General features: G+C 35.6%; 17 protein-coding genes. 6 read left to right on the forward strand and 11 right to left on the reverse strand.

Annotated features, from left to right (window positions below; all coding sequences use genetic code 11):
- Positions 1 to 221: 221 nt before the first annotated feature.
- Genes H6F32_RS02365 through H6F32_RS02375 form a run of 3 tightly spaced genes read right to left on the reverse strand, consistent with a single transcriptional unit; the run spans position 222 to position 2,337 of the window.
- A complete protein-coding gene (locus tag H6F32_RS02365) occupies positions 222 to 827 on the reverse strand; it encodes an HPP family protein (RefSeq protein ID WP_190367732.1) in 606 nt (201 codons plus the stop codon).
- Positions 828 to 866: 39 nt separating this feature from the next.
- A complete protein-coding gene (cobA, locus tag H6F32_RS02370) occupies positions 867 to 1,607 on the reverse strand; it encodes a uroporphyrinogen-III C-methyltransferase (protein WP_190367733.1) in 741 nt (246 codons plus the stop codon).
- Complete coding sequence (locus tag H6F32_RS02375; protein ID WP_190367734.1) at positions 1,600 to 2,337, reverse strand: sirohydrochlorin chelatase; 738 nt, start codon at positions 2,335 to 2,337, stop codon at positions 1,600 to 1,602. The genes cobA and H6F32_RS02375 overlap by 8 nt, the downstream gene beginning before the upstream one ends.
- Positions 2,338 to 2,552: 215 nt before the next feature.
- On the opposite strand from H6F32_RS02375, the gene H6F32_RS02380 reads away from it, so the two are divergent.
- Positions 2,553 to 3,512 (forward strand): orange carotenoid-binding protein, encoded by a 960-nt coding sequence (locus H6F32_RS02380; RefSeq protein ID WP_190367735.1) that lies wholly within the window; start codon positions 2,553 to 2,555, stop codon positions 3,510 to 3,512.
- Between the two features lie 112 nt (positions 3,513 to 3,624).
- Positions 3,625 to 3,957 carry a hypothetical protein gene (locus H6F32_RS02385; RefSeq protein WP_190367736.1) on the forward strand — a complete coding sequence of 111 codons (333 nt, stop codon included), beginning with the start codon at positions 3,625 to 3,627 and terminating at the stop codon, positions 3,955 to 3,957.
- A gap of 148 nt (positions 3,958 to 4,105) precedes the next feature.
- Here the strand turns inward: H6F32_RS02385 and H6F32_RS02390 are convergent, their stop codons facing one another.
- The 4 genes from H6F32_RS02390 to H6F32_RS02405 all read right to left on the reverse strand — a co-directional run bounded on the left by H6F32_RS02390 (position 4,106) and on the right by H6F32_RS02405 (position 12,463).
- A complete protein-coding gene (locus tag H6F32_RS02390; RefSeq protein WP_190367737.1) occupies positions 4,106 to 4,927 on the reverse strand; it encodes an FkbM family methyltransferase in 822 nt (273 codons plus the stop codon).
- Positions 4,928 to 5,283: 356 nt separating this feature from the next.
- Positions 5,284 to 6,384, reverse strand: coding sequence for a Holliday junction branch migration DNA helicase RuvB (gene ruvB / locus H6F32_RS02395; RefSeq protein ID WP_190367738.1), 1,101 nt, complete (start codon positions 6,382 to 6,384; stop codon positions 5,284 to 5,286).
- Positions 6,385 to 7,260: 876 nt separating this feature from the next.
- Positions 7,261 to 8,898 (reverse strand): SDR family NAD(P)-dependent oxidoreductase, encoded by a 1,638-nt coding sequence (locus H6F32_RS02400; protein WP_190367739.1) that lies wholly within the window; start codon positions 8,896 to 8,898, stop codon positions 7,261 to 7,263.
- Between the two features lie 886 nt (positions 8,899 to 9,784).
- Positions 9,785 to 12,463, reverse strand: coding sequence for an RNA helicase (locus H6F32_RS02405; RefSeq protein ID WP_190367740.1), 2,679 nt, complete (start codon positions 12,461 to 12,463; stop codon positions 9,785 to 9,787).
- A gap of 298 nt (positions 12,464 to 12,761) precedes the next feature.
- Here H6F32_RS02405 and H6F32_RS02410 point away from each other — a divergent pair, with 298 nt between their 5' ends.
- The 4 genes from H6F32_RS02410 (at position 12,762) to H6F32_RS02425 (ending at position 17,427) form a co-directional block, all read left to right on the forward strand.
- Positions 12,762 to 14,321 carry a serine/threonine-protein kinase gene (locus tag H6F32_RS02410; protein WP_190367741.1) on the forward strand — a complete coding sequence of 520 codons (1,560 nt, stop codon included), beginning with the start codon at positions 12,762 to 12,764 and terminating at the stop codon, positions 14,319 to 14,321.
- Between the two features lie 279 nt (positions 14,322 to 14,600).
- Positions 14,601 to 15,158 carry a COP23 domain-containing protein gene (locus H6F32_RS02415; protein WP_190367742.1) on the forward strand — a complete coding sequence of 186 codons (558 nt, stop codon included), beginning with the start codon at positions 14,601 to 14,603 and terminating at the stop codon, positions 15,156 to 15,158.
- 24 nt (positions 15,159 to 15,182) lie between these two features.
- Positions 15,183 to 16,019 (forward strand): serine protease, encoded by an 837-nt coding sequence (locus H6F32_RS02420; protein WP_190367743.1) that lies wholly within the window; start codon positions 15,183 to 15,185, stop codon positions 16,017 to 16,019.
- Positions 16,020 to 16,233: 214 nt separating this feature from the next.
- Entirely contained in the window at positions 16,234 to 17,427 is a 1,194-nt protein-coding gene (locus H6F32_RS02425; RefSeq protein WP_190367744.1) for a GUN4 domain-containing protein, read from the forward strand.
- Between the two features lie 342 nt (positions 17,428 to 17,769).
- On the opposite strand, the gene H6F32_RS02430 is transcribed toward H6F32_RS02425, so the two are convergent.
- The 4 genes from H6F32_RS02430 to H6F32_RS02445 form a co-directional block, all read right to left on the reverse strand.
- Entirely contained in the window at positions 17,770 to 18,570 is an 801-nt protein-coding gene (locus tag H6F32_RS02430) for a transposase (protein WP_190367745.1), read from the reverse strand.
- Positions 18,571 to 18,696: 126 nt separating this feature from the next.
- Entirely contained in the window at positions 18,697 to 19,272 is a 576-nt protein-coding gene (locus H6F32_RS02435; protein WP_190367746.1) for a YHS domain-containing (seleno)protein, read from the reverse strand.
- Between the two features lie 151 nt (positions 19,273 to 19,423).
- Entirely contained in the window at positions 19,424 to 19,873 is a 450-nt protein-coding gene (locus tag H6F32_RS02440; RefSeq protein WP_190367747.1) for a hypothetical protein, read from the reverse strand.
- Between the two features lie 31 nt (positions 19,874 to 19,904).
- Positions 19,905 to 21,950 (reverse strand): FHA domain-containing protein, encoded by a 2,046-nt coding sequence (locus tag H6F32_RS02445; protein WP_190367748.1) that lies wholly within the window; start codon positions 21,948 to 21,950, stop codon positions 19,905 to 19,907.
- Positions 21,951 to 22,649: the final 699 nt, after the last annotated feature.

The raw sequence follows: 22,649 nt of genomic DNA on the forward strand, positions 1-22,649 counted from the left end.
CATCTTGCTTGCATTAATGTAAAAAAGTAGCGCAAGCATCTTGCTTGCATTAATGTAAAAAAGTAGCGCAAGCATCTTGCTTGTATTAATTATGGAAATTAAAAGCACAACAGCTTAGGATGCATCAGATATTAATAATTAGTTTATATAATTTAGTTTATTTGCAGGATTGATGCAGTGTGAAGTACCTTACCAATGTACTATTGGTGTAGGTGATGATTCTATAACCAGTGTTTAGGATAAGTTCGGCCTGGGGCTAAATTATTAAACACAAAAGTCCAAAAAACTGTAATAATAGAGCCTGCTAATACAGGAGTGAACAAAAACTGCCAAGATGCATGACTCATTACTCCAACCAGTGCGACAGCGCCTCCTGGTGGATGAAGTGTTCTTGTTAACTTCATGAGTTTAATTGTAGTTGCAACTGCTAAAGCCATTACCCAAGGAGCAGTACCGAAAAACCTGACACATAAAATAGAAATTGATGCTCCTAAAAAGTTTCCACCGAGTACGTTTCGGGGTTGTGCTAAAGGACTAGAGGGAGTGCCAAATACTAGAACCGCAGTTGCTCCCATAGGAGCAGCAATCATGGGATAATGGGTATAAACAGAAAGATAAGCTAAAATTGAGATCCCCACAAAACTACCAAACCAAGATAGCAGAGTTTGAGGGTAGGAAAAATGAGGTTGATAGGCTATACCACGTTTTTGGGAGTTTCGTAGATAGACTCTAAATCGTTTATATCCTCTCAAGGTAAAAGTTTTGTGTAATTTTCTCAAGAGAGAGAGTTTTTCTAGCAGCACCTTGAAGCGGTTAATATTAGACATTTTGAATAGACCTCTTGAAGAAATATTGCAGCAAGAATTTTATGTTTTATGTGATAATAATTGATGGATGTGAACTACATTACCAATGATGGCGATCGCTGGTGCTGAAAAATTAGATGCTGCGATTTTATCAAGAATATTTCCTAATTCACCAATTAATTGTTCTTGTTGTGGAGTTGTTCCCCAACGTATTAAGGCGATGGGAGTTTGTAAGCTTAAACCTCCTAAATTTAATTGTTCAATAATGTAGGGTAAATTATGAATACCCATGTAGATAATAATAGTTTCTGAACCTTGAGCAAGTGCTGTCCATTTTACCGCAGGTTTGTATTTTCCTGCTGCTTCATGTCCCGTGACAAAAGTTACGGAAGAACTATATAAACGATGGGTTAAGGGAATATAGGCATAAGCTGGAGCGGCGATGCCAGAAGTAATTCCAGGGACAATTTCTACGGGAATATTTGCTGCCATTAATTCTATCATTTCTTCGCCACCACGGCCAAAAATAAAGGGATCTCCTCCTTTAAGTCTGACAACTATATGATGTATTTGGGCTTTTTGAATTAATAATTGGGTGGTATCTTCTTGTAATAAGGAATGTCTTCCCATGCGTTTACCGGCGTTAATTTTTTCTGCTTTTGGGTTGATCATTTGCAGAATTTCTGGACTAACTAAAGCATCATAAATTACCACATCAGCACAAGCAAGAAGACCATGACCTTTAATAGTCATTAGTCCAGGATCTCCAGGTCCTGCACCAACTAAATAAACTTTACCCAAGGGTTTTTTCCTCTTTAATGATCTGGTAAATTAAGCCTGGGAATGTTTCCTGTTCTGCTAAGGTGTTAGCTAGTGGAAAACATACCTGGGGAAATTGTAATTTTAACTTTTCTACAGTAGCAGCGATGGCATCAGTAATACCACCTGGGAATAAAAAATATGGCAAAATAGCAATTTGACGATATCCACATTTGACTAACTTTTGTACTTGCAACTCTAAACTACCTTCGCGTCTCAAAAAAGCTGGAAACGCGCCTATATTTGCTGCTATATTTTCTACTAATATTTGAGAAGCCGCTAGACGACTACCATGAGCTAATAATATATTAGCTTGACAATTGAGATGATTAATCATTTGCAAAAGTAAGTTTATGATTTCTGGATGACTACCTAAATATGGTCGTAATTCCAGAGTTATTTGGCCATTAACAGCCCTTTGAGCTAAGTTTACCTCATTTGGGATATCTTGAGTAACATGGACTCCTGGCAATAAAAACAGGGGAATAATGATTAAATGTTGATCATTTTGTTGATCATGAGAAGTTTTGAGAGTATGGATAAAAGTTTGAATTTGTTGATGTAAAGGTTGAGAGTTTAATTCTAAAGTAGCTGTACCTACTAAGTTTTTACCTGGAGATAGTTTATTAGCAACCCATTGAGCTAATTTTTGCATAGCAATATCTGGACGAGGATCATTACTTCCATGAGATACCAGTAAATAAAATGCCATAGATAGAAGCCAGTGAAAGTTTTTGAATTATACAATAACTAAGTCATATTACTCGCTTATGCTATTGATAATAATTTGTAATGATAACATTTGTTAACTATTGTAAATTTTTGTGTTATTGTAACAGAGTACACAATAATAATTTTCTAGTTCACCAGCGTTACCATATTTCCGCAATTTGCAAATTTAATTTAAACACTCAAGGTTTACATATCATGTCCATTACCATTGACTCAGCTCGCAGTATTTTCCCCAAAACTTTATCTGCGGACGCTGTACCAGCAACTATCGCTAGATTTAAACAACTCAGTGCCGAGGATCAATTAGCATGGACTTGGTTTGCTTATTTAGAAATGGGTAAAACAATCACAATAGCTGCTCCTGGTGCTGCTAGTATGCAGTTTGCGGAACCAACGCTTAATCAAATTCGGAATATGACTTTTGCTGAACAGTCACAGGTGATGTGTGACTTAGCAAATAATGCTGATACACCGATTTGCCGCACCTACGCTGCTTGGTCTGCAAATATCAAATTAGGCTTTTGGTATCAACTTGGACAATGGATGGATCAAGGTATCGTTGCTCCTATTCCAGCCAATTACCAACTTTCTGCTAACGCTGAAGCAGTTTTGCAAGCAGTTAGAGAACTAGATCAAGGTCAACAAATTACTGTTTTACGCAGTTCTGTAGTTGATATGGGTTATGATGTGAATAAGTTAGGCAATTACACTAGAGTTAGTGAGCCTGTTGTTGCACCCAAAGAAATATCACAACGCAGTAAAGTAACTATTGAAGGTGTGAATAATTCAGTGGTATTAAGCTATATGAATAATATGAATGCCAATGATTTTGGTAGTCTAATTCAATTATTCGCAAATGATGGTGCTTTACAGCCTCCTTTTCAAAAACCTATTATTGGTAAAGATGCAATTCTGAGATTTTTCAAAGAAGAATGCCAAAACCTGAATTTACTTCCAGAACGGGGAGTTGTTGAAGCCGCAGAAGAGGGTTATACTCAGATAAAAGTTACTGGTAAGGTGCAAACTCCTTGGTTTGGTGCTGCGGTAGGAATGAATATGGCTTGGCGATTTTTACTCAATCCAGAAGGTAAAATTTTCTTTGTAGCAATTGATTTATTAGCATCTCCCAAAGAACTTTTAAATCTGATTCGTTAACATACTTTTTAGCAAGCTAAATAATTACTCAGGCGCTCTTTATTAGAGAGCGCTTTGTTTTTTAAGTAGTTTTTTAAGTAGTTTTTTAAGTAAATATTGGAGAGCAGTACAAGTGAATGAAGTAGAATGGTCTGATACGGAGAAAGAAATAGCAAAGGAAGCATTTAATAAAGCTTATGTTAGAGAAGTTAATAATTTGATTAAAGAAGTTCGTGAACTAGCAAATTCAATTTCTGAATTGAATCATTTATGGCAATTACACGATTTTTTAAGTGCCAGAAGGCACGAAATAGATGGTAAGTATGATTACCGTGACTCAGTGCTGATTTTTGTTTTTGCTAGACTGGTTAATGAAGGTTTGTTGGATATCAAGGAACTAGAAGGATTGAACAAAGATAAACTGATTAAAATAGCTGCTCTTGCACGTATGCAAAATTTTACTTGATTAGCCTTGATTAGCATTAGCTATTTAGGGTGCGTTAAATTAGACTAATTCTATTTAACGTACCTTTTTAATATCACTAGAAGAGGTTAAGCTGAAAACAAATACGATTGTTTAATTTTGTTTAATTTTGTTTAATTTTTAATTTTTTTTACCAAGCATATAAGCCAAATATATTAGTTCCGGTTAATTCTACTTCTTGTTCAACTTTAATATTTTCAAATCCCTTCTCTTTGAGTAAATTTGTCATTTTTTCTAACCGAAAATCAATATCATGTATTTCTATAAATATCTGTTTGATTTTTGGCCAGTCTTTTGTTTCAATTCCTGATATTACATCCATTTCAGCTTTTTCTACATCAATCTTTAAAAAGTCTATTTTCTCAATTTGATGTTCTTGAATAATTTGAGAAATGGTTGTTACTTGACAGTTGACTTCTTTTCCTTGAAAACCAGTGGTAAATTTATAATTAACGAGGTATGAAGATAGGGATTTTGGTAGATAGGCGAACCAGCAAATAGGTGCAGGAAAATGTTTTAAATTCTGAATAGAAATTTCCTGTAGTTTATCTATCTCTTGTTTATCTAGAGGATATATTGTAGAACCAAAACTCATAGTTGGATAATAATTGAATTTGATATTTCCTGGTTTTGCAGAAAGTCCATAGGGGAACAATTTTATATTCTGAGAGTTTAATGTTTCTACATTCTTTTTTAAAACTTCATAAACATCTGGTATTGGTTCAAAGGAATAAATATTGATTTGATCGTCAAATTTGTCTGCTAACAATAATGTAAATAGTCCAATATTTGCACCAATATCAAAAACTGTATCTCCTGGTTTTATCTTAATCCCAGATTTTAAATAATTTTCTACTGTTTTGTCTAGTAAACGTGCTTCACCTTTTGATAAACAAAACACTTTTTTACCACTCTTTAAACGAGTTTCCTGTATTGAAGTTGATGCTGACATAGTGCTTCTTGATCTTAAATATGGGCAATTATGGCAATTGTACTACATAAAACCATCAATGTCAAGTATTATTTATATGCTTATACCCCTACATTATTTAAGAAGTTGGGGATATTAAGGTCTATGAGTGAATTATTAATTACCACTATATACAATAAATGCTAACTAATGCACTCTTATAAACTGATTTGACGTGATTTGACACAAAACGTTAGTGCGATAAAGATAGTTCTTCCTCATCATATAGTATGATATCAGATTTTTTGATATTTGTCAACAAGGGTGAAAATTTGGGCGCGATTTTTTTTATAGTTAATATCAAGCTACTTTTATAGTATCTGCCATTGAGTAACAGCCTATAACAAAGATAATTGATCACTGGGAGGTGTAAAACCTAAATGTTTATAGGCAGCTTTTGTAGCAATTCTACCTCTAGGAGTGCGACTTAAATAGCCAATTTGCATTAAATACGGTTCATAGACTTCTTCTATGGTTTGGGTATCTTCTCCAGTAGTGGCCGCAATAGTTTCTAAACCTACAGGACCACCATTAAAATTCTCAATAATGACACTGAGCATTTTTCTATCAGTCCAGTCTAAACCACCTGGATCAACTTGAAACAGTTGTAATGCTTCTGATGCAACATTTTTATTGATTTCTTGGCATATTTTAACCTCCGCATAATCACGGACTCTTTTTAGTAGTCTATTCGCTATTCTTGGTGTTCCTCGTGAACGTTGAGCAATTTCCGTAGCACCATCTAAGCTAATAGATGTTTGCAGTAATTCCGCAGTACGTAATACTATTTGAGTTAATTCTTCAACTTCATAAAAGCGCAACTTTTGAATTAAGCCAAAGCGATCGCGCAATGGAGAGGTCAAAGCTCCGACGCGAGTTGTGGCTCCCACTAGGGTAAATTTAGAGAGGGGAATACTTCTTATTTTCGCTGTTGGACCTTTACCCACTGTAATATCTAAGCGGTAATCTTCCATTGCGGGATAAAGAATCTCTTCTGTCATCCGTGATAACCGATGTATTTCATCTATAAATAAAATATCACCTGGTTGAAGATTAACTAATAAACCGACAATATCACGAGGACGTTCTAAAGCTGGTGCGCTGGTAATTTTGTAATTAACTCCCATTTCCGATGCTAAAATCATGGCCATAGTAGTTTTACCTAAACCTGGTGGTCCATAAAGTAATAAATGATCGAGTGCATGATTTCGAGAACGTGCAGCTTTAATGGCAATATCTAATACATCTTTTAAATCTTTTTGTCCGATATAATCAGCGAATTTTTGCGGACGAATACTTTCTTCTGGCTTTCCTTGTTCGTCAAAAGCTGCTTCTGACTGTAGAATTTTGTCGTTGACGGTTTTTTTCTCAAGTTCTGTAGTTAACTGTGGTTCTCTATTTGGTTCAGAAGGCTGTTTTTTCGAGGAAATAATGGCCATAATTATCAACAAGTAGAAAAAAGAAGCACCAAGGTTATTTTTACACTAATTATTCAGGTAAGTTTCAAATCGGTAATTAATATTTGCAATTAGTTGCAAAACTTTATAAATTTTCATGAGAACTGTGGTGAAAATTACATAAGTGTTTTCTACAACCCTTATAGAAATTTTCTATAGAATGTCTCTATAATACAGCACATTCTATCTACATGAGGAACAGGCAAGATGCCTGTGTTACAAGGGTTTTATCATTAACATCTGTACCTGATAATAACGGAAACTGCTGTAATTACCACCAAATGTTTATTAGAGATATGTTTTATTACTGGCACAGGTCAACAGACAAGAAATGATCAGTTAGAAGTAGAGTAGAAGTAGAAGTGGAGCGATCGCTGAATATTACCACAAAGCAAAACTCTAACATAGGTCTATTAGAGATATGTTTTATTACTGGCACATTGGTAGGGGTGCGTCAACAGACAAGAAATGATCAGTTAGAAGTAGAGTAGAAGTAGAAGTGGAGCGATCGCTGAATATTACCACAAAGCAAAACTCTACAGTTGTGGACTTATCAAATTTGGCGTTGCTGAATTGGGGTATGATGTTTATTCGCGTATCAGCGAAGCATTTGCGTGAGACGCAAAATTATATTGTACGGGTTTTAGGATTATACATATTAATGCGTAACTGCTTTAAGTTTTGATTTTGATAGATTGCGTTTTGATTGGTCTAGCTTATGCGATAGAGATAGTTCTTCCTCATCAAGACTAGCATAACAGGTTTTTTCTATCTTGTCAAGGGGTAAAAATGTTTGGGTGCTGGTTTTTTGGTGATAAATCAGAGTTTTTGGGTATTTTAAGATCAAGGAACTATCAATTATTTGTTGTGGTTATTTATTGTGGTAGAAATTTCCTTACCCAGAGTGACAGGTTGATGAAAATTAGATGTGTAACTAGAGATAACTTTGATGCTGGGTTGGATAATTCGTAAAGTGAGAGAAAGACGAACCTTACCACTGGTATTATATACCGAACGATGGATAAGGTGATCGGTAAATAAGATAAATTCTCCAGGTTGTAGACATACAGGAATGGCATTTTCTTCTACTGCTGGAGGTACTTGAAAAAAATGATTACCACTAAAGGGGTCAGAAATTTTAATTTGACATTGGTTAATTTGATGTTTAGGGATATATTCAAAACCATTGGTAGAGGTTACTTCTGTTAAAGCGATATAAACATTGAGAGTTTTTCCTTTTCCTGAAAGTAAGTTAGGATAAATGTCCCTGTGCCAAAAAGGTATTAATTGATGTGCGGGATAGTTTACCCATAATTCTGATCTCCATAGTTGTAATTCTGTACCCAAATAATGTTGTAATACTTGTAATAAAGCCTGATTTTGACATATTTTCCAGATTACATCAGAATCTAAATGTCTTTCCATATAAAATTGACGTTTATACAGTTGAATTAATAATAAGATAATTGATCCGAAATTTAGACTTAGCAAAGATTTTACTGCTTGTAATAGGAGAATTTTAACAGGAGGCTTGCCTAAAACATTTTTAAATATATGATCGCAAATCATGGTAATTTCGTCTTGACTTAATTTGAGACTGTACGGACCATAAATTTGATCATCGTGATTATCATGTTGCTGATTTTTGATTATAGGTTGAATGATAGTTTGATGACTCCCTGTCCATAGTAAACTTTTCTCTAATAGTTGTTGACATAATTGCTGATCTTGTGTTAAAATAGGCAGTGTAATTTCTTGACCATTTTGATTTAAAAATTTACCTGTAATATTGGCAAATTCTGGAGAAGTGGCGCATAAAATATTAGGATAAGCTCCTTGTTGTGGGGTAAGTCCTATACCTAAATATTTGCTTAATTGATGACCTATTGTAATATTAGATTGTACAAAACCTGGATGAACTGCATTTACAGTAATATTAGTAATTTTTTGATTAATAAAATGCTGAGAAAGTTGCTGAGTTAATAGCAATAAACAAAGTTTAGATTGATTATATGATGCAATAAAATTTAAGGGTGTTTTTTTAATAAATAAATCCCAGTTTACACTGGTGGGTTTTAATGCTAAATCTGAGGATACCATTATTATCCGACTAGGAGCAGATTCTGCTAGTTTATCTAATAATAAATATGTGAGGAGAAAATGACCTAAATAGTTTGTTCCCCAAATTAATTCAAATCCTTCTTCCGTAACTCCTTTGCCATAAAATATACCCGCATTATTGATGAGAATATGTAGGGGTAGGTTTTTTTGCTTAAAAATGTTAACACAGTTTCTAACTGATTCTAATGATGATAAATTTAATGGTATGTATTCTATATTTGGATTATTTGTATTTTGACGAATATGTTGTATAGCTTGTATAGCTTTTTTCTGTGAACGACAAGCAATATAAACATGATATCCCATTTTAGCTAGTTCTAGGGATGTACTGAATCCTACTCCAGAATTGCCACCTGTTACTAAACAAACTCGCATAGTTAAATCCTGATGAATGCTTTTACTGATAAGACTATGAATTATACTATAGCAATCTGGTGCACTATAGTTATATTTAGTCTGGTAATTTTTCCTAGCGATGTCGCACAGTAGACGCAAAACTTTGATGTTTTAATTCAGCTAGTTCAGCAATATGATATTTTTCTAATCTTTCTATCTATAAGTCTTTAAGTATTAAATATTTTAGTTTTGATAAGTCGCGTTTTGATTAATTTAGCTTATACGATAGAGATAGTTCTTCCTCATCAAGATTAGCTTAACAGGTTTTTTCCATCTTGTCAAGGGATAAAATTTTTTGGGACCCCCTTTTTTATTGATTGTGACTTGACAGGTCAAGATGTATAGTGTTGAGACGATTTAATATTTTAATAGAATATGATGATTATTTTGTGATGATGTTGTAAAGAGGTTGAGAGATGGTAAAAAATGATCAGTTAGAAGTGAAGTAAAGATAGAGCGATCGCAGTAGTACAAAAGCACAAGTCAACACTATAACATTTCCTAGTCTAATGAAATAGAAAATTATCTGGGTTCAATTATTTACCCTTTACTATAGTAGTGTGAGGAGTTGTTGAATTGGGGTGTGGTTATGATATTTATTTCGCGTATTAGCGAAAAAAGCACTCACATTAGGCGCAAAGGTTCAAATTTTGAATTTGTCAATTTCATACCTGAGTTTAGCAACGCCAATGTGATTTTTTTGTAAACCTTTAAATCTTGGATATTCTGATTCTGACAAATTGTATTTTGATTAATTTAGCTTATACGATAGAGATAGTTCTTCCTCATCGAGATTAGTGTAACAGGTTTTTTCCCTCTTGTCAAGGGGCGAAAAAAATTTCGCACGGACAAAAATTACATACTTCTAGTCAGTAATTTCATTGACAGGGAAACGATCAATTAAATACATTGCCCGTTGAGCATTACGTTGGAGAATATCTGGTAAATTAGGAACATGAGGAATTTGCGATAATAAGTCCAGAGTACGGCGTAAAATTCGCACCACATCACCTTCATCCAAAGTGGTATTTTCACATAATTTTGACCATTCCATTCCTAAAGCCCATTGTTCGACTAAAGAAACCAAAACAATATACTTACTTTCTAAACCCACTGGTAAGGTTACACCATGACGATACTGTATTTTTAACACAGCGCGGCGAATAGGTTGTAATCTTGTCCAAGTTGTATCTATTTCAGAAGATAGATTTAAGTTAATTTTGGTATCTGGACGAGGAGTTTCCATGACTAATGCTGCTATTATTGCTGCAAGGTGATGAGGTGCGATATGATTTAGTTCACCACTAGCAATAGCTAAACCTAACCATAATTCATTTTCTCCACGAATAGCTGCGGCTATTTGTCCTAGTTCTGTGGGAATTAAGTTATCTAAACATTCAAAAGATTGCAAAATTTCAATCAAACAGAGAAATTCTTCCCAATATCTTTGTGAGTGTATTTGTATTTGTTCCTGTAGTGTTTCAATTTCTGCTTCTAATTCTACACATAAGGCACGACGTTTATAAATATCGCCAATATTTCCCAGTTGATGTAAAGGATGTGTTTCTAGTTGTTGTTCTAAGGCTATGACGCGGTTTAGTTGCATCTGTACTTCATAAGGAAGATGGGATGTTTGATAGGGATCTGGTATATTTTCAGCAATGATGGCTGTATTTTGATTGCCACGGGCTGAATGTCCGCGTTTTATGGTGAGTTCTGCTGGAGGTAGAATATCATCTGGTACTTGAACTTTGGGTATTTCCGCGTACAAATCTACAATATCTGTAAATGTTGCTACATACCAACGATTTGTTTTACTTAAACAAATAAAGTAGGATGTGTCAGGACTGATGGCTTTATCAACTAAGATAGCTGTGATGGGAACTGGTGAAATTGCATTTTTATCGCTAATGCTTAATATTGTTCCTGGTATGGCAAAATCTAGCAACATGGCTAGTTGTGCTTGTCTATCTTCCTTTGCTTGTTCCTGAAGAGTTTTGAATAGTTGTCTTTCGACTTTTAACCTTTGTTTTAATTTTTCATAAACTACTAATTCATTTTCGTTGATGTTTGCTAGTTGACTTTTTAGTTGTGTTAGTTCGTTTTGTAGTTGGTTTAATTGTAAATATTCTGGTTCTAGTTCTAGGTTGGACATATATTGTCCAAAACTACGTTCTACTAATTCTCTAGCTTTTTCAATGGTATGAGTTTGGAGGAGGTTTAATACCATTCCATAACTAGGGGTAAATTGACTTACTAAGGGATCGGCTTTAGATGTAGCTAAATAGGATGCTTCTCTGGCTCCTTCAAAGGGGGTTTGCAGTGTCACGACATGGCCTTGTAAGTCCATACCTCTGCGTCCAGCACGTCCAGCCATTTGTAAAAATTCAGAGGCGTTTAACAGACGATGTCCGTTATCGGTACGTTTAGACAGTGTAGAAATTACTGTAGTTCGTGCTGGCATATTAATTCCAGCCGCTAGTGTTTCTGTGGCAAATACAACTTTGATTAAACCTTGCTGAAATAGTTCTTCAACTAATGTTTTCCAAGCTGGTAATATTCCAGCATGATGGGCGGCAATACCTTTATACAAAGGTGATATTTGTCCAGAACGTCCTGCATCGGGGTTTCGTCGTAAAAAGTCGTCTATTTGTTCTCTCAATATTTGTGATTCTTCATTGTTAACTAACCAATAATCACCTATTTCTGCTACTGCGCGATCGCATCCTCGACGACTAAAGATGAAATATATTGCTGGTAACATATCCCGTTCTTGTAGTTGATTGATAGTATACAGGAGATTAGGTGGTTCAGGACGGTTATTCATTCCTTTTTCCCAAAAACCCTTTTTACTTTTTTTGACAAGTCGGGGGTTAATTTTGGTTTTGCTGTCGTTGAGAAGTGGAAATAAACCTTTGGGGTTACAAAAATGAAATTCCAAAGGAACGGGACGAAAATCAGAATATATTAAGTCTGTCGGACCATGAACATGGTTTAACCAGTTTGTGAGTTGATCGCTATTAGCCACTGTGGCAGAAAGTGCTACTAATTGGATACTTTGAGGACAGTAAATGATAGACTCTTCCCATACAGTACCACGTTGGCGATCGTTCATGTAGTGACATTCATCTAGTACTACTGCTTCCACATCTGTTAAGGATATGCCAATTTGTCCTATGGGTGTACCATAAAGCATATTGCGGAAAATTTCAGTAGTCATGACTAATATAGGTGCATCTCTTTGGATAGAAGCATCACCTGTAAGTAATCCTACTTGATCACTGCCAAATTTTTCGCGGAAGTCTCGTAATTTTTGATTAGATAGCGCCTTGAGAGGGGTAGTATAGAATACTCTTTTCCCGTGGGATAAAGCGCGATAAATTGCATATTCCCCTATTAAAGTTTTGCCAGAACCCGTAGGCGCACAGACTACAACAGAACGTTTTGCATTGAGGGAGGCGATCGCATCTAGTTGGAATTGATCTAATTCAAAGGGAAATACAGATTCAAGGTTAATTTGGGAATTTAAGACAGGATAATTCACTCAATCATTATGTACAATCATTCTATTTATATCTTAACTGCTATTGTCATTTATGTGGTAGATTGAAAAATTGAGATAGATACCGGACTTCTTAAAGAAGTCCGGTATCTAAGAGTATCTAAGTGATCAATGTTATTGTCCTAAAAAACCAGTATTTTGGTAGTTGCCTTTTACCTTTTGTCATACATTCAAGTATGGTGCAACTAGCACTCCTGCTAAACTGGAAAATTGTTTAAACCTCCGCTATGATAATTATTGAGGTGTTAGATCAAGAGTGTAGGAAACTAGGGGTAAGAAAATGACAGAGAGTCAAGGACAACTCCCGATTTTAACTGGAAACAAAGGAAGATACCAAATTCTCAAACCTTTGGGAAAGGGGGGCTTTGGGGATACTTTTCTCGCTATTGACTTAGACACGATGAATCAACGCCATTGTGTTGTTAAGCGATTACGAATTGATCATCATTATTCTCCTGAAACGGTTGCAGGGATTAAAAAAGCCTTTGAAAAGGAGGCTAAGGTTCTGGGAGATTTAGGAGATAGAAGCGGTAACATTCCCTGCTTGTATGATTATTTTTCCTCAACTGTAATTGACCTCCAACTCCATACCCCACAAGAGTTTTATTATTTGGTTCAACAATATATCGAAGGAGAGGATCTGAAAAAGGAACTGGAACAACAAGGACGTTTCTCATCAGCAAAGGTTTTGGCTCTATTGAATAACATTTTACCTGTTTTAGAATTTATCCATAAAAATAACGTTATTCACCGGGATATTAAACCTAGTAATATTGTGCGATCCAATACAGAAGATAACAAATTCTATTTAATTGACTTTGGAGCAGTTAAACAAGTAATTGAAGGTAATATTGAAACCACAGAAACATCTATGGTCTTTGGAGATTATAATTATGCTCCTCCAGAACAAATCAGAAAGGAAAAGGTTGATTATTCCAGTGATTTATATGCTTTGGCTGCTTCTTGTGTGGAATTATTAACAGGTGAATCTCACCAAAAGTCCCGTGATGTTAAAAATCTTTGGAATTCGCAAAAATATCCCCATATTAGCGAACATTTAGGTAAGATACTGAGCCGTATGCTACGAGAAGCTCCTCGTGATAGATTCCAGTCAGCACGGGAAGTAATGGAAGCTCTGAAGAAACATGATGATGACTCAAAACAATTGGAGTGGTCTAATAAAGGTGATAATGGAAAGACAACAATTATCCCTAATCCCCAACCTCGATTTATTCAAGTTTTATTGATCACAGCAGTTATTTTGACGATTCCTGGGGTTTTAATAGGTATTTATCGCCATCAAAATCAAGACTTACAAGTAAATATTAAAACTATTCGTGGTCAACTATTTCAGGATAAACAATTTGGAATTAAGATCAAATATCCTCAAGATTGGAAGGTTGATGAACAACAATATAGTCCGTTAACCGGGGGAACTATTGCCAAAATATTCCCTAATACTTCTAGTCAGAATCTCGAAGTAGGGCTATTCATCCGTATTGAAGATATACAAAAATCTCAGACTTTATCAAAGTATAATCAGGCTGCTATCGAACAAATTAAAAAATCCGTTAAAAACGTCCAAATTCTCGAACAACAATCGAAAAAAATAGATAATCGAGACGGATATCAAATAGTTTATACAGGTCAAGATCAAATTAATAACTTTAGGTTTAAAACTATGGAAGTTTGGACTATTAGTGGTTCAAAAGTTTATATTCTGACCTATCGAGCAGAAGAAAAGCTCTATGATCCCTTTCTCAAGGATGTAGAACAAACCATGATTAAGTCCTTTCGTTTGCCGTCTACTTCGTCTACTTCGTCTACTCTAGTTATATGAGTTACAACTGAGTAATATATCTTCAGGACTTACGCAACTGGCACATTAGTAGGGTGTGGTTCGACAAGCTCCACCAACCACGTCAGACAGTATAAATCATGTAAATAACCAAATTGTTGATATCTGACGCACCCTACAAGAAATTTTTTAGTGTCACACTTGCGTAAGTCTTAACCTTGCCAGTTGACATTTAGACACTAGTTATACTAACATAGAACTGACTCAAATCATCAACTTTTTGTAACCTTCTTAATAACCTGATTTCTTATGCATTTAGTTATGAAAAATAACCTATCAGCACCCTTAACTGGTCTGGCTTTAGCCTTGAGTGTCACTTTAGCCAGTAATCAACCCAGTCAAGCTCAAAGTCGTCAATTTACTTGTGCTTTGACCGATAACTATCCTGCAACCGTAGTTCGTCACCCAAGCAAAGGTAGTGTACCCTTAATTGTGTGGACAAAAACAAGTCAGATTAATGATCAATGGACACCGCAAAAACGTTGTCAAGAGGTATCAGATCGTTTTCAGAAACTGCAAAATCAAGGTCAACTGAGAACCCTAAAAACGGGAACAGTTAATGGTCAATCTGTTATCTGCGGTTTGCAAACTGACCAGGGATCTTGTAATAGGAAAAACGTTTTATTGACCATGACAAAGGATCGTGACCCTAAGCAAGTTCTTGAGATACTGTTGAATACCCGTGTTTCCGCAAGCGGAGAACCTGTTTACCTCAGTGGCAGTAAAGAGGGATATATTAAAGTAAAAATCAACCGTGATGGCACTGCCAGCGTTGACATTGATCAGATTATTGACAGTAAGACAGAGCCAGTGTGGTAAATTTGAGATTATGGGGGGAAAATCATGAGTTGGCACATAGGAATGGTCACTGTTTTTGCATTAGCTGGTTCTGTTTTGTCTTTGACAACTCCAGTGTCATCAGTTCAAAAACCCCCTTTTTTAATGGTTAATTGGGTCTCGGACCAGGGAAAAATTCAACTTGAACAAGAAGCCCGTTTAATTACAGTTAAAATTCTCAGTAGCCCTAGAAAAATAGGTTCTAATAATCGTTCTTTAGGTTCTGGTATACTTTTTTATAAAGATCATAAAAATAATAAAAATCAATTAAATTCAACCTATGGAGTAATTACCAATAATCATGTTTTACAAGCTGGAGAAGCACCCTATTTTATTCAAACTCCTGACAGAAAAATTCACCGTGCTAACCTTGTATTCAGAAAAAAACAACTGAGGGGAAATGATTTAGCCTTATTAGAATTTGTGGACGATTCAGAATACAAAATTGCCACCAAATCAAATCAACAACCTGCCAAGGGAGACTCAGTAATAGCCGCAGGTTTTCCCCTCAAAAATAGCCAAAGCAAATCTGGGGGGTTTGTGATTAAACCAGGTAAAATCGAACTGGTGCTAGATAAAGCCCTAGAGGGAGGATACCAAATCGGCTTTACCAATGATGTAGAAAAAGGGATGAGTGGCGGACCTCTATTGAATCGCGCGGGGGAATTAGTAGGAATTAATGGACTTCATGCTAACCCAATTTGGGGTGATCCTTATGTTTTTGAGGATGGTTCTTACCCAACAGACGCACAGCGAGAACAAATAAGTCAATATAGTTGGGGTATTCCCCTAGAAACAGTCAAGCAATTATTGATTGCTAAAAGCAATGGCGTTGCTGATTAAGAGTATGATTTTATTTCACGCAGTATTGTAGCAGTATTGTAGGGTACGTTAGGATGAAATCCGTAACGCACCGAATCATTGATAATGGTGCGTTACTAGTCGCTAACACACCCTAATTAAAAGCTTTTAAAACTTTGCGCTTTTGCATGAAGTACAAAGAAAGGGTATTATAAAATATAGTATTATACAAAACAATTATAACAGATAAAAAACTATGAAATTTCCCCAAACATTAGGAGTAATTTTAGGGACAACAACCCTGGCTTTAGTACAATATCAATACGTATCTGCTTTAACTGCGGTAGAAGTTAGTGATATCGCTAAACCAATTACTGTGATGATTGGTGGACTAGATGGAAAAGGTTCAGGAGTAATTATTGCTAAAAACGGTAATACCTACACTGTTCTAACAGCTAATCATGTGGTTACAAAAGCGCAATATGGTCTTTATGAAATTATTACCCATGATGGGCAAAAATACGAGATGGAAAACAAAGCTCAAATTCTGGGAAAGTTAGATTTGGCCTTAGTTAAATTTACCAGTTCCAAAAATTATCCCATTGCTAAAATTGGTGATTCTCGCACAGTTAAACAAGGAGAAACAGTATATATTTCGGGATTTCCTATTCCTTCTAAAATAAATAATCAACAGCGAACTCACTTCTTTATTCCATCCCAAATTACAGCTAGAGGAAAGGGAGAAAATTTGGGATATGATTTATTTTTTAATGGTAATCCAAGACAAGGAATAAGTGGTGGTCCAATATTAAACGACCAGGGGGAAGTAATTGGTATTTATGGTAAAGCTGAATTTGGTAGTGATGAAGACGCGTTGGCAAGAGATGGAGTTCAGGGAATACCCACAGAAAAATTCTCGAATTTAATTAGTAATATTCAAAATAATATTCCAGATAACACCCAAGCTAATACCCCTCGCAATAATCCTAGTTCTAGAACGGAATCTACACCTGTTATATTTCAAAAATTAGAAGCACTATTAAAAGCAGGAAAATGGCGAGATGCAGATTTAGAAACTTGGAACTTGATGCTAAAGTTAACTAAACGAGAACAGGAAAAATGGTTAAGAGTTGAAGATGCGAAAAATTTTCCCAGACAGGAATTGCGGAAAATGGATCAATTATGGGTAAAATATAGCAATGGTAAGTTTGGCTTTTCTGTACAAAAGCAAATTTGGCTGGAGTTGGGTGGTAAGTTAGATGGAGAACCTGACTGGGATACTTATCAAAAGTTAGGCGATCGCGTTGGTTGGAGACAACAAAGTAGGTGGCTCGCATATTGGGAACTGAACTTTAGTACAAATGCACCATCGGGACACCTCCCCGGTTCTGCGGTTTGGGTTTGGTTTGGGGGCAGAGTGGACTGGGAAGTACTCTTTTCTCTTCTCTAAACTATAACCCATAAGCGTTACACAAAATTATAAGTATTTCTATCAAAAAATAAACAACCAATTTATGAGGCTTTGGGGATTTCATTACCTGTTAGTGTAGGTTGGGTTGAAGCATGAAACCCTCATTACCTCGGTTGAAGCATGAAACCCAACATTGCAGTGCTGTCGCTGAACCCGACTTACAAAAAATAAAGTATTACCTGATACAGAAATATTTGATTAAATAGGCATATAGACACACTACACCTATAAACCTTAGTAGGGTGCGTTAGGATGAAATCCGTAACGCACCGAATCATGTTGGTGCGTTACGAATAAAGCTCGCACACCTAATAGTCATAGTCAATAATAAGAATAATTTTGCAAAAACTCTCCAACATGATGAGGATTGTAACAATTAGCAAAGATAAACTTTTCCGCAATCTTGACTATTTCAGGATTATTTTCTCGCCAAACTTCATACAATCTTTTAGCATCTTCATCTGTTTGCTGTTGTTGACTTTTTTTGTGAGTTTTATGATTCTTCTTTTTTTTATTGGTTAATTTAGGTAATAATTTATCCCCCCAATAAAATTTTTTACCTTTTTTCTCTTGAGATTTATATTGATGACAAAATTTTTTATATTTACGACTACATTCCTCTAAATCTTCTCCTAAAGCTAAAAAAGCAGGATGCCAGGTGGTAATTCCATCATCACCTAACCTTTCATAAACTCCATAATTACTAAAATCATAGAAAAAACCATTTTGCATACCAGCAGCTTGGGGATTAGCATGAATATATCTAATAGTATTTAAAGCTCTGGTTCTATCATTGTTAGAAAAACTGGTACTATGGTATCTTTTCTCCCAAAAATGTCCGCATCTATTTAACATTCTATTAAAACACATAGCAGAATACCAATTAATATAGTGCATTATTTTCGGTATTTCTTCTGCTTTTTGTGGTTCAATTAAATAATGAATATGATTACTCATAATACAGACACTATATAGTTTAAAACTATATTTTTCTATGGCTTTTTTGATTACATATAGAAATATTTGACGACATTCTAAACGAGTTAAGCGAAACTCTCTATTGTTACAGCGAACTGTAATATGATAGGAATAGTTACAATGTAGTTGAGTTTGTGATGACATAAAAAGTAATTTATTGTAGGGTGCGTTAGGATGAAATCCGTAACGCACCGAATCTTTGATGATGGTGCGTTACGAACAAAGCTAACACACCCTACTTCAATGAAGGTCTTTCTCGCTAATTATTTATTAACGGCGAATTTTTTTGGCTATACCAGGCCAATTTTGATCACCTTTTTGAATATTGCCAGGAATGTCTTTTTCCCAGCGCTTTTGAGTGTCTAAATTAACATTTAAGTACAGCTTACCATTGACTATTTTCCAGGCATTCGGGTCAATAGGTGCAGTATATCCTCTACTGACAGCCCAAGCACAAAATCCTCCATATTGAGGAGCGTATTTTTCAGGATTTTTAATAAATAGGTTGCGGTTTTCGGCGGTGGAAAATCGCCAATTGACATCCTGCCATTTATAGGTGAAATTAGCATTACCTGGAATCGCTTTTCCTTGTTGAAAATAGGCAACGGCATCAAAACCTTTTAAAACGAAAGAGTCTTGGACATTAAACACCTTACCAGCCAGCTTTAAAGGGGCATTAACGGGGGTATTTTGCCCTTGAATAGCATTTGGATCAAAATTACCATGGTTGGCGGGTTTAAGGCTGGGAATAACGGTTGTAGTGGTTGATTGAGAACGACAACCTAAAGTCAATCCCACCATGAATATTGAGGATGTGACGAAAGCGAGAAAGTGCTGGTGATTCATAGAAAAGTTTATTTTTCTAGCGAAATATAAAACCCCTTGTAGGGACAATTCATGAATTGTCCCTACATGAATTGTCCCTACATAAATTGTCCCTACATGAATTGTTACCACAAGTCTAATAGAATGATGGAAAAGTGGTAAGAATTAATTTCTAAGAAATTCTCGGCCATTTACCAATCCATTCGCCACCGCGAAAACGCCACCGGGGAAATAACAAACGCATGACTACCCAAGCAGATAAATAAACTGCTAACCAAACTAAACCATAATGTTGAATAAATCTGATTAAATCAAATTCGGTTTTAGGAATATGAGGTAAACCGATATTGGCAATTATTAAAGCCAGAAATACCCCTTCTATAACTCCTGCATAAAGTTGAAATATTCCCGGCCAGTCATGGTCCCAGAGATATTTTTGCAGAAAATCGTATAGGATATCCCAGGCCATGCCAAATAAACCTACATAAAACACAACCCAAAAGTAAACTAAATTAGAGGCAGTGCCTAAATATCCTTTATAAAAAAGCAGAGAAACTAACATTCCCACCGTTGCTAACAAAAAAATTCGTGTTTGCCAACGTCCGAATAAAGTTGGAGTCATAATAATCTTATTATCCTATAATATTTCTAAATTAAGGCTTTTGATTCAGTACCCATTTTAGCCATTGCCAAAGGGAATAAATTCCCTCAATATAGCGGACTCCTGGAGATTTTGCATCAGCCAAAGCTTCGATAGAACGATGGGCAGCATATTGTAGTCCTAAAAATGTGTCTACGGGGGCGTAGGGACCGCCTAAAGTGATAATTCCTGCTGCATATATGTGAGAACGACCATTTCGCAGTTTTTTGATTTCAAAGTTGTTTTCTACATGAAAACGTTTTTCTGGGTTAAGATCTAGGTCGTAATGCAGTATTAAGTCTTTTAAAAATGGACTTTGTAAAGGATCGGAAGTCAATCCTGTACAGTCAATAACAAAATCAGCAATTAGGGTTTTTGGACCTTTGGTAGTGTAAATATGAGTAACAACTTGATTTTGGGAATTACGTTCTAGTTTGTTGACTTGACCTAAACGAATTTCATACCATTTGTTGGTTATTCCTTGATGAACAATGTCGCGCCATTTTTTGCGACTAGCTGTGGTTGTTCCTCCCCACAATTTCAATAATTCCTTTCGTCTGAAGGGGTCAGCAGCTTCTAACATTGTCCGCATATCACCGCCCCAAGTTCCTTTTGGCCAGTTAAAAGGTTGAAATTCCCAGTCATTTTCCACATAGCGTTTAGCTACCCCAAATTTATTACCTTTGTGGGGATCTCGGTATAAGTGAATTACCTGAATATTACCTGTGATTTTTCGGGCTTCATAGAGTCTTTCTAAGATTTGTGAGGCGACAATTCCTGACCCTCTCAGGATAATAGTACCGCCTTTTTTTTCTAATTGTTGGTAAATATAATCATGGGGTTCATAACCTTGAACTACAGTTGGATGATTTCTTTCTTCGGGATATTGCTGACGATATCTTTGCAGGTCTGGTAGTAGTTTAATTGCGGGATAACCTGTGCAAAGATGGACGTATTTAGCTAATAAAAATTGGTGATTTCCGTCTTCTTTTTCGGAAGTGGAATAGGCAATACAATAACGCCCGTCTTCCGTTTGTCGTAAACTGCGAATACTGCCATATTCTAACATTTTACCCCAACTAATGCGATCTGCTTCCCTATCCATAGATTCAAATACATCTTTTGCACGGGGGGTGTAAGTATCTGCATAAACAGGTTCAGAAAAAACTTGCCACAAAAATCCCAAAGCTGCACCAACTTGTCCAGAAAAAAAGGCTCTCCAAGCATCTCTGAAAGCATATCCTGGCCATCCCCAAATATTATCAGGACAGGAATCTGAACCGGAACGAATTCGTTTATATCGGGGAATTTGACAATTTTTCAGTAGGCTTTCATAGCGTTTATAAGGTTTGTCTTGAACACTCAAAACTTTAATATTTTCCGGTTTAACTCCCGCAATTCTCAACATATCCACCCAAACAAAACTGCCCATTCCTCCCCCACAGGCCAGGTATTCTGTTTCTCTGACTACAATACCACTGCGACGAATAGCTTCTAGGGAAACCTTTTCTGCATTCCAAAAGTTGAGATTATAGGGAAAACCCGCAGGTTGACTAGGTACAGTGTTAGGATTTTGCTGTTCTAAGGCATCGGTATAAGGGTTAAAAATGATGGTCGATTGAGAATCTAGTGACTTCCGCACCCTAGATGCGGGAATAATCTCAGATTGGGGGTTAAAAATTGTGGAATTATTTTCAAATACAATGGTAGCGTCATCATCGCCGGCTTCAATGAGAATAACGGTAATGCTGTAATTACCTATTCCCAGTCTATCCCCACTCTTTAAAGTCTGACGTTGTTTAAGTAGCTTTTGATCGTTGATTCTAGTACCATTGGTACTTTTGTCTTCTAAGTAAACCTGATTGTTTTCTAAGGTAATTTGAGCATGAAACTGAGAAATTTGTTTATTAGAGTCTAATAATTCTATAGGAGACACGATTTCACCATTGATAACCGCAGGAAGTTGGGTCATTTTTCGTCCGATAGCTACTGGTAGGTTAAAAACCTCTTCTTCCTGCTCCTGTGTCAGTTTATTTTCGGAGATCAGTTTGATTTGCATGGTTTTAATTTTAGCATTTAGAACTTAATTATCATAATTATCTAATTATCATATTAGACATCTTGTGAAAATTATGGTAAGGACAATTTATGAATTGTCCCTAGAAGGGGTTTCAAGTTATGCAGATTTAATTACCACAGAATGTATATTAATAAGCTGTTTTGCTTTTAATTTAAAATAGACGCGGTATTGCTGAATTGGGTTACAATGGGGTATAATATTTATCTTAGAAGCAATATCTGATGTTTGTTCATTACAATTAACAGGTTTAAGTTCAACTCTTGATCAGGAAGAACTATCTTGTTTGCATAAGCGATTACAATTTCATTCTTACGAGATACAATATACAGTATTTAATAATTGACAAGACCAGATACCGGACTTCTTAAAGAAGTCCGGTATCTAAGTGTAAACAGACCAGATACCGGACTTCTTAAAGAAGTCCGGTATCTAAGTGTAAACAGTAGAGGTAAAAATATCAAAGCTGCTACAATTATAATAGAGTTACAGGATCTATTTTCATCTCATTTTTGTCTGGTTGTGACATTGTTTTATTCCTCAATGAATATCTTTATCAACTAACAAATAAATCATAATAAATGGTAAAAATATAAATATTAAGCTAAGGATAAAGTTGACTATACAATTTTCGATAATTCCTATGATCATCATTAATAAAGGAATGGGAAAAAAATAGTA

The sequence above is a fragment of the Anabaena sp. FACHB-1237 genome (assembly GCF_014696225.1).
Taxonomy (GTDB): Bacteria; Cyanobacteriota; Cyanobacteriia; order Cyanobacteriales; family Nostocaceae; genus FACHB-1237.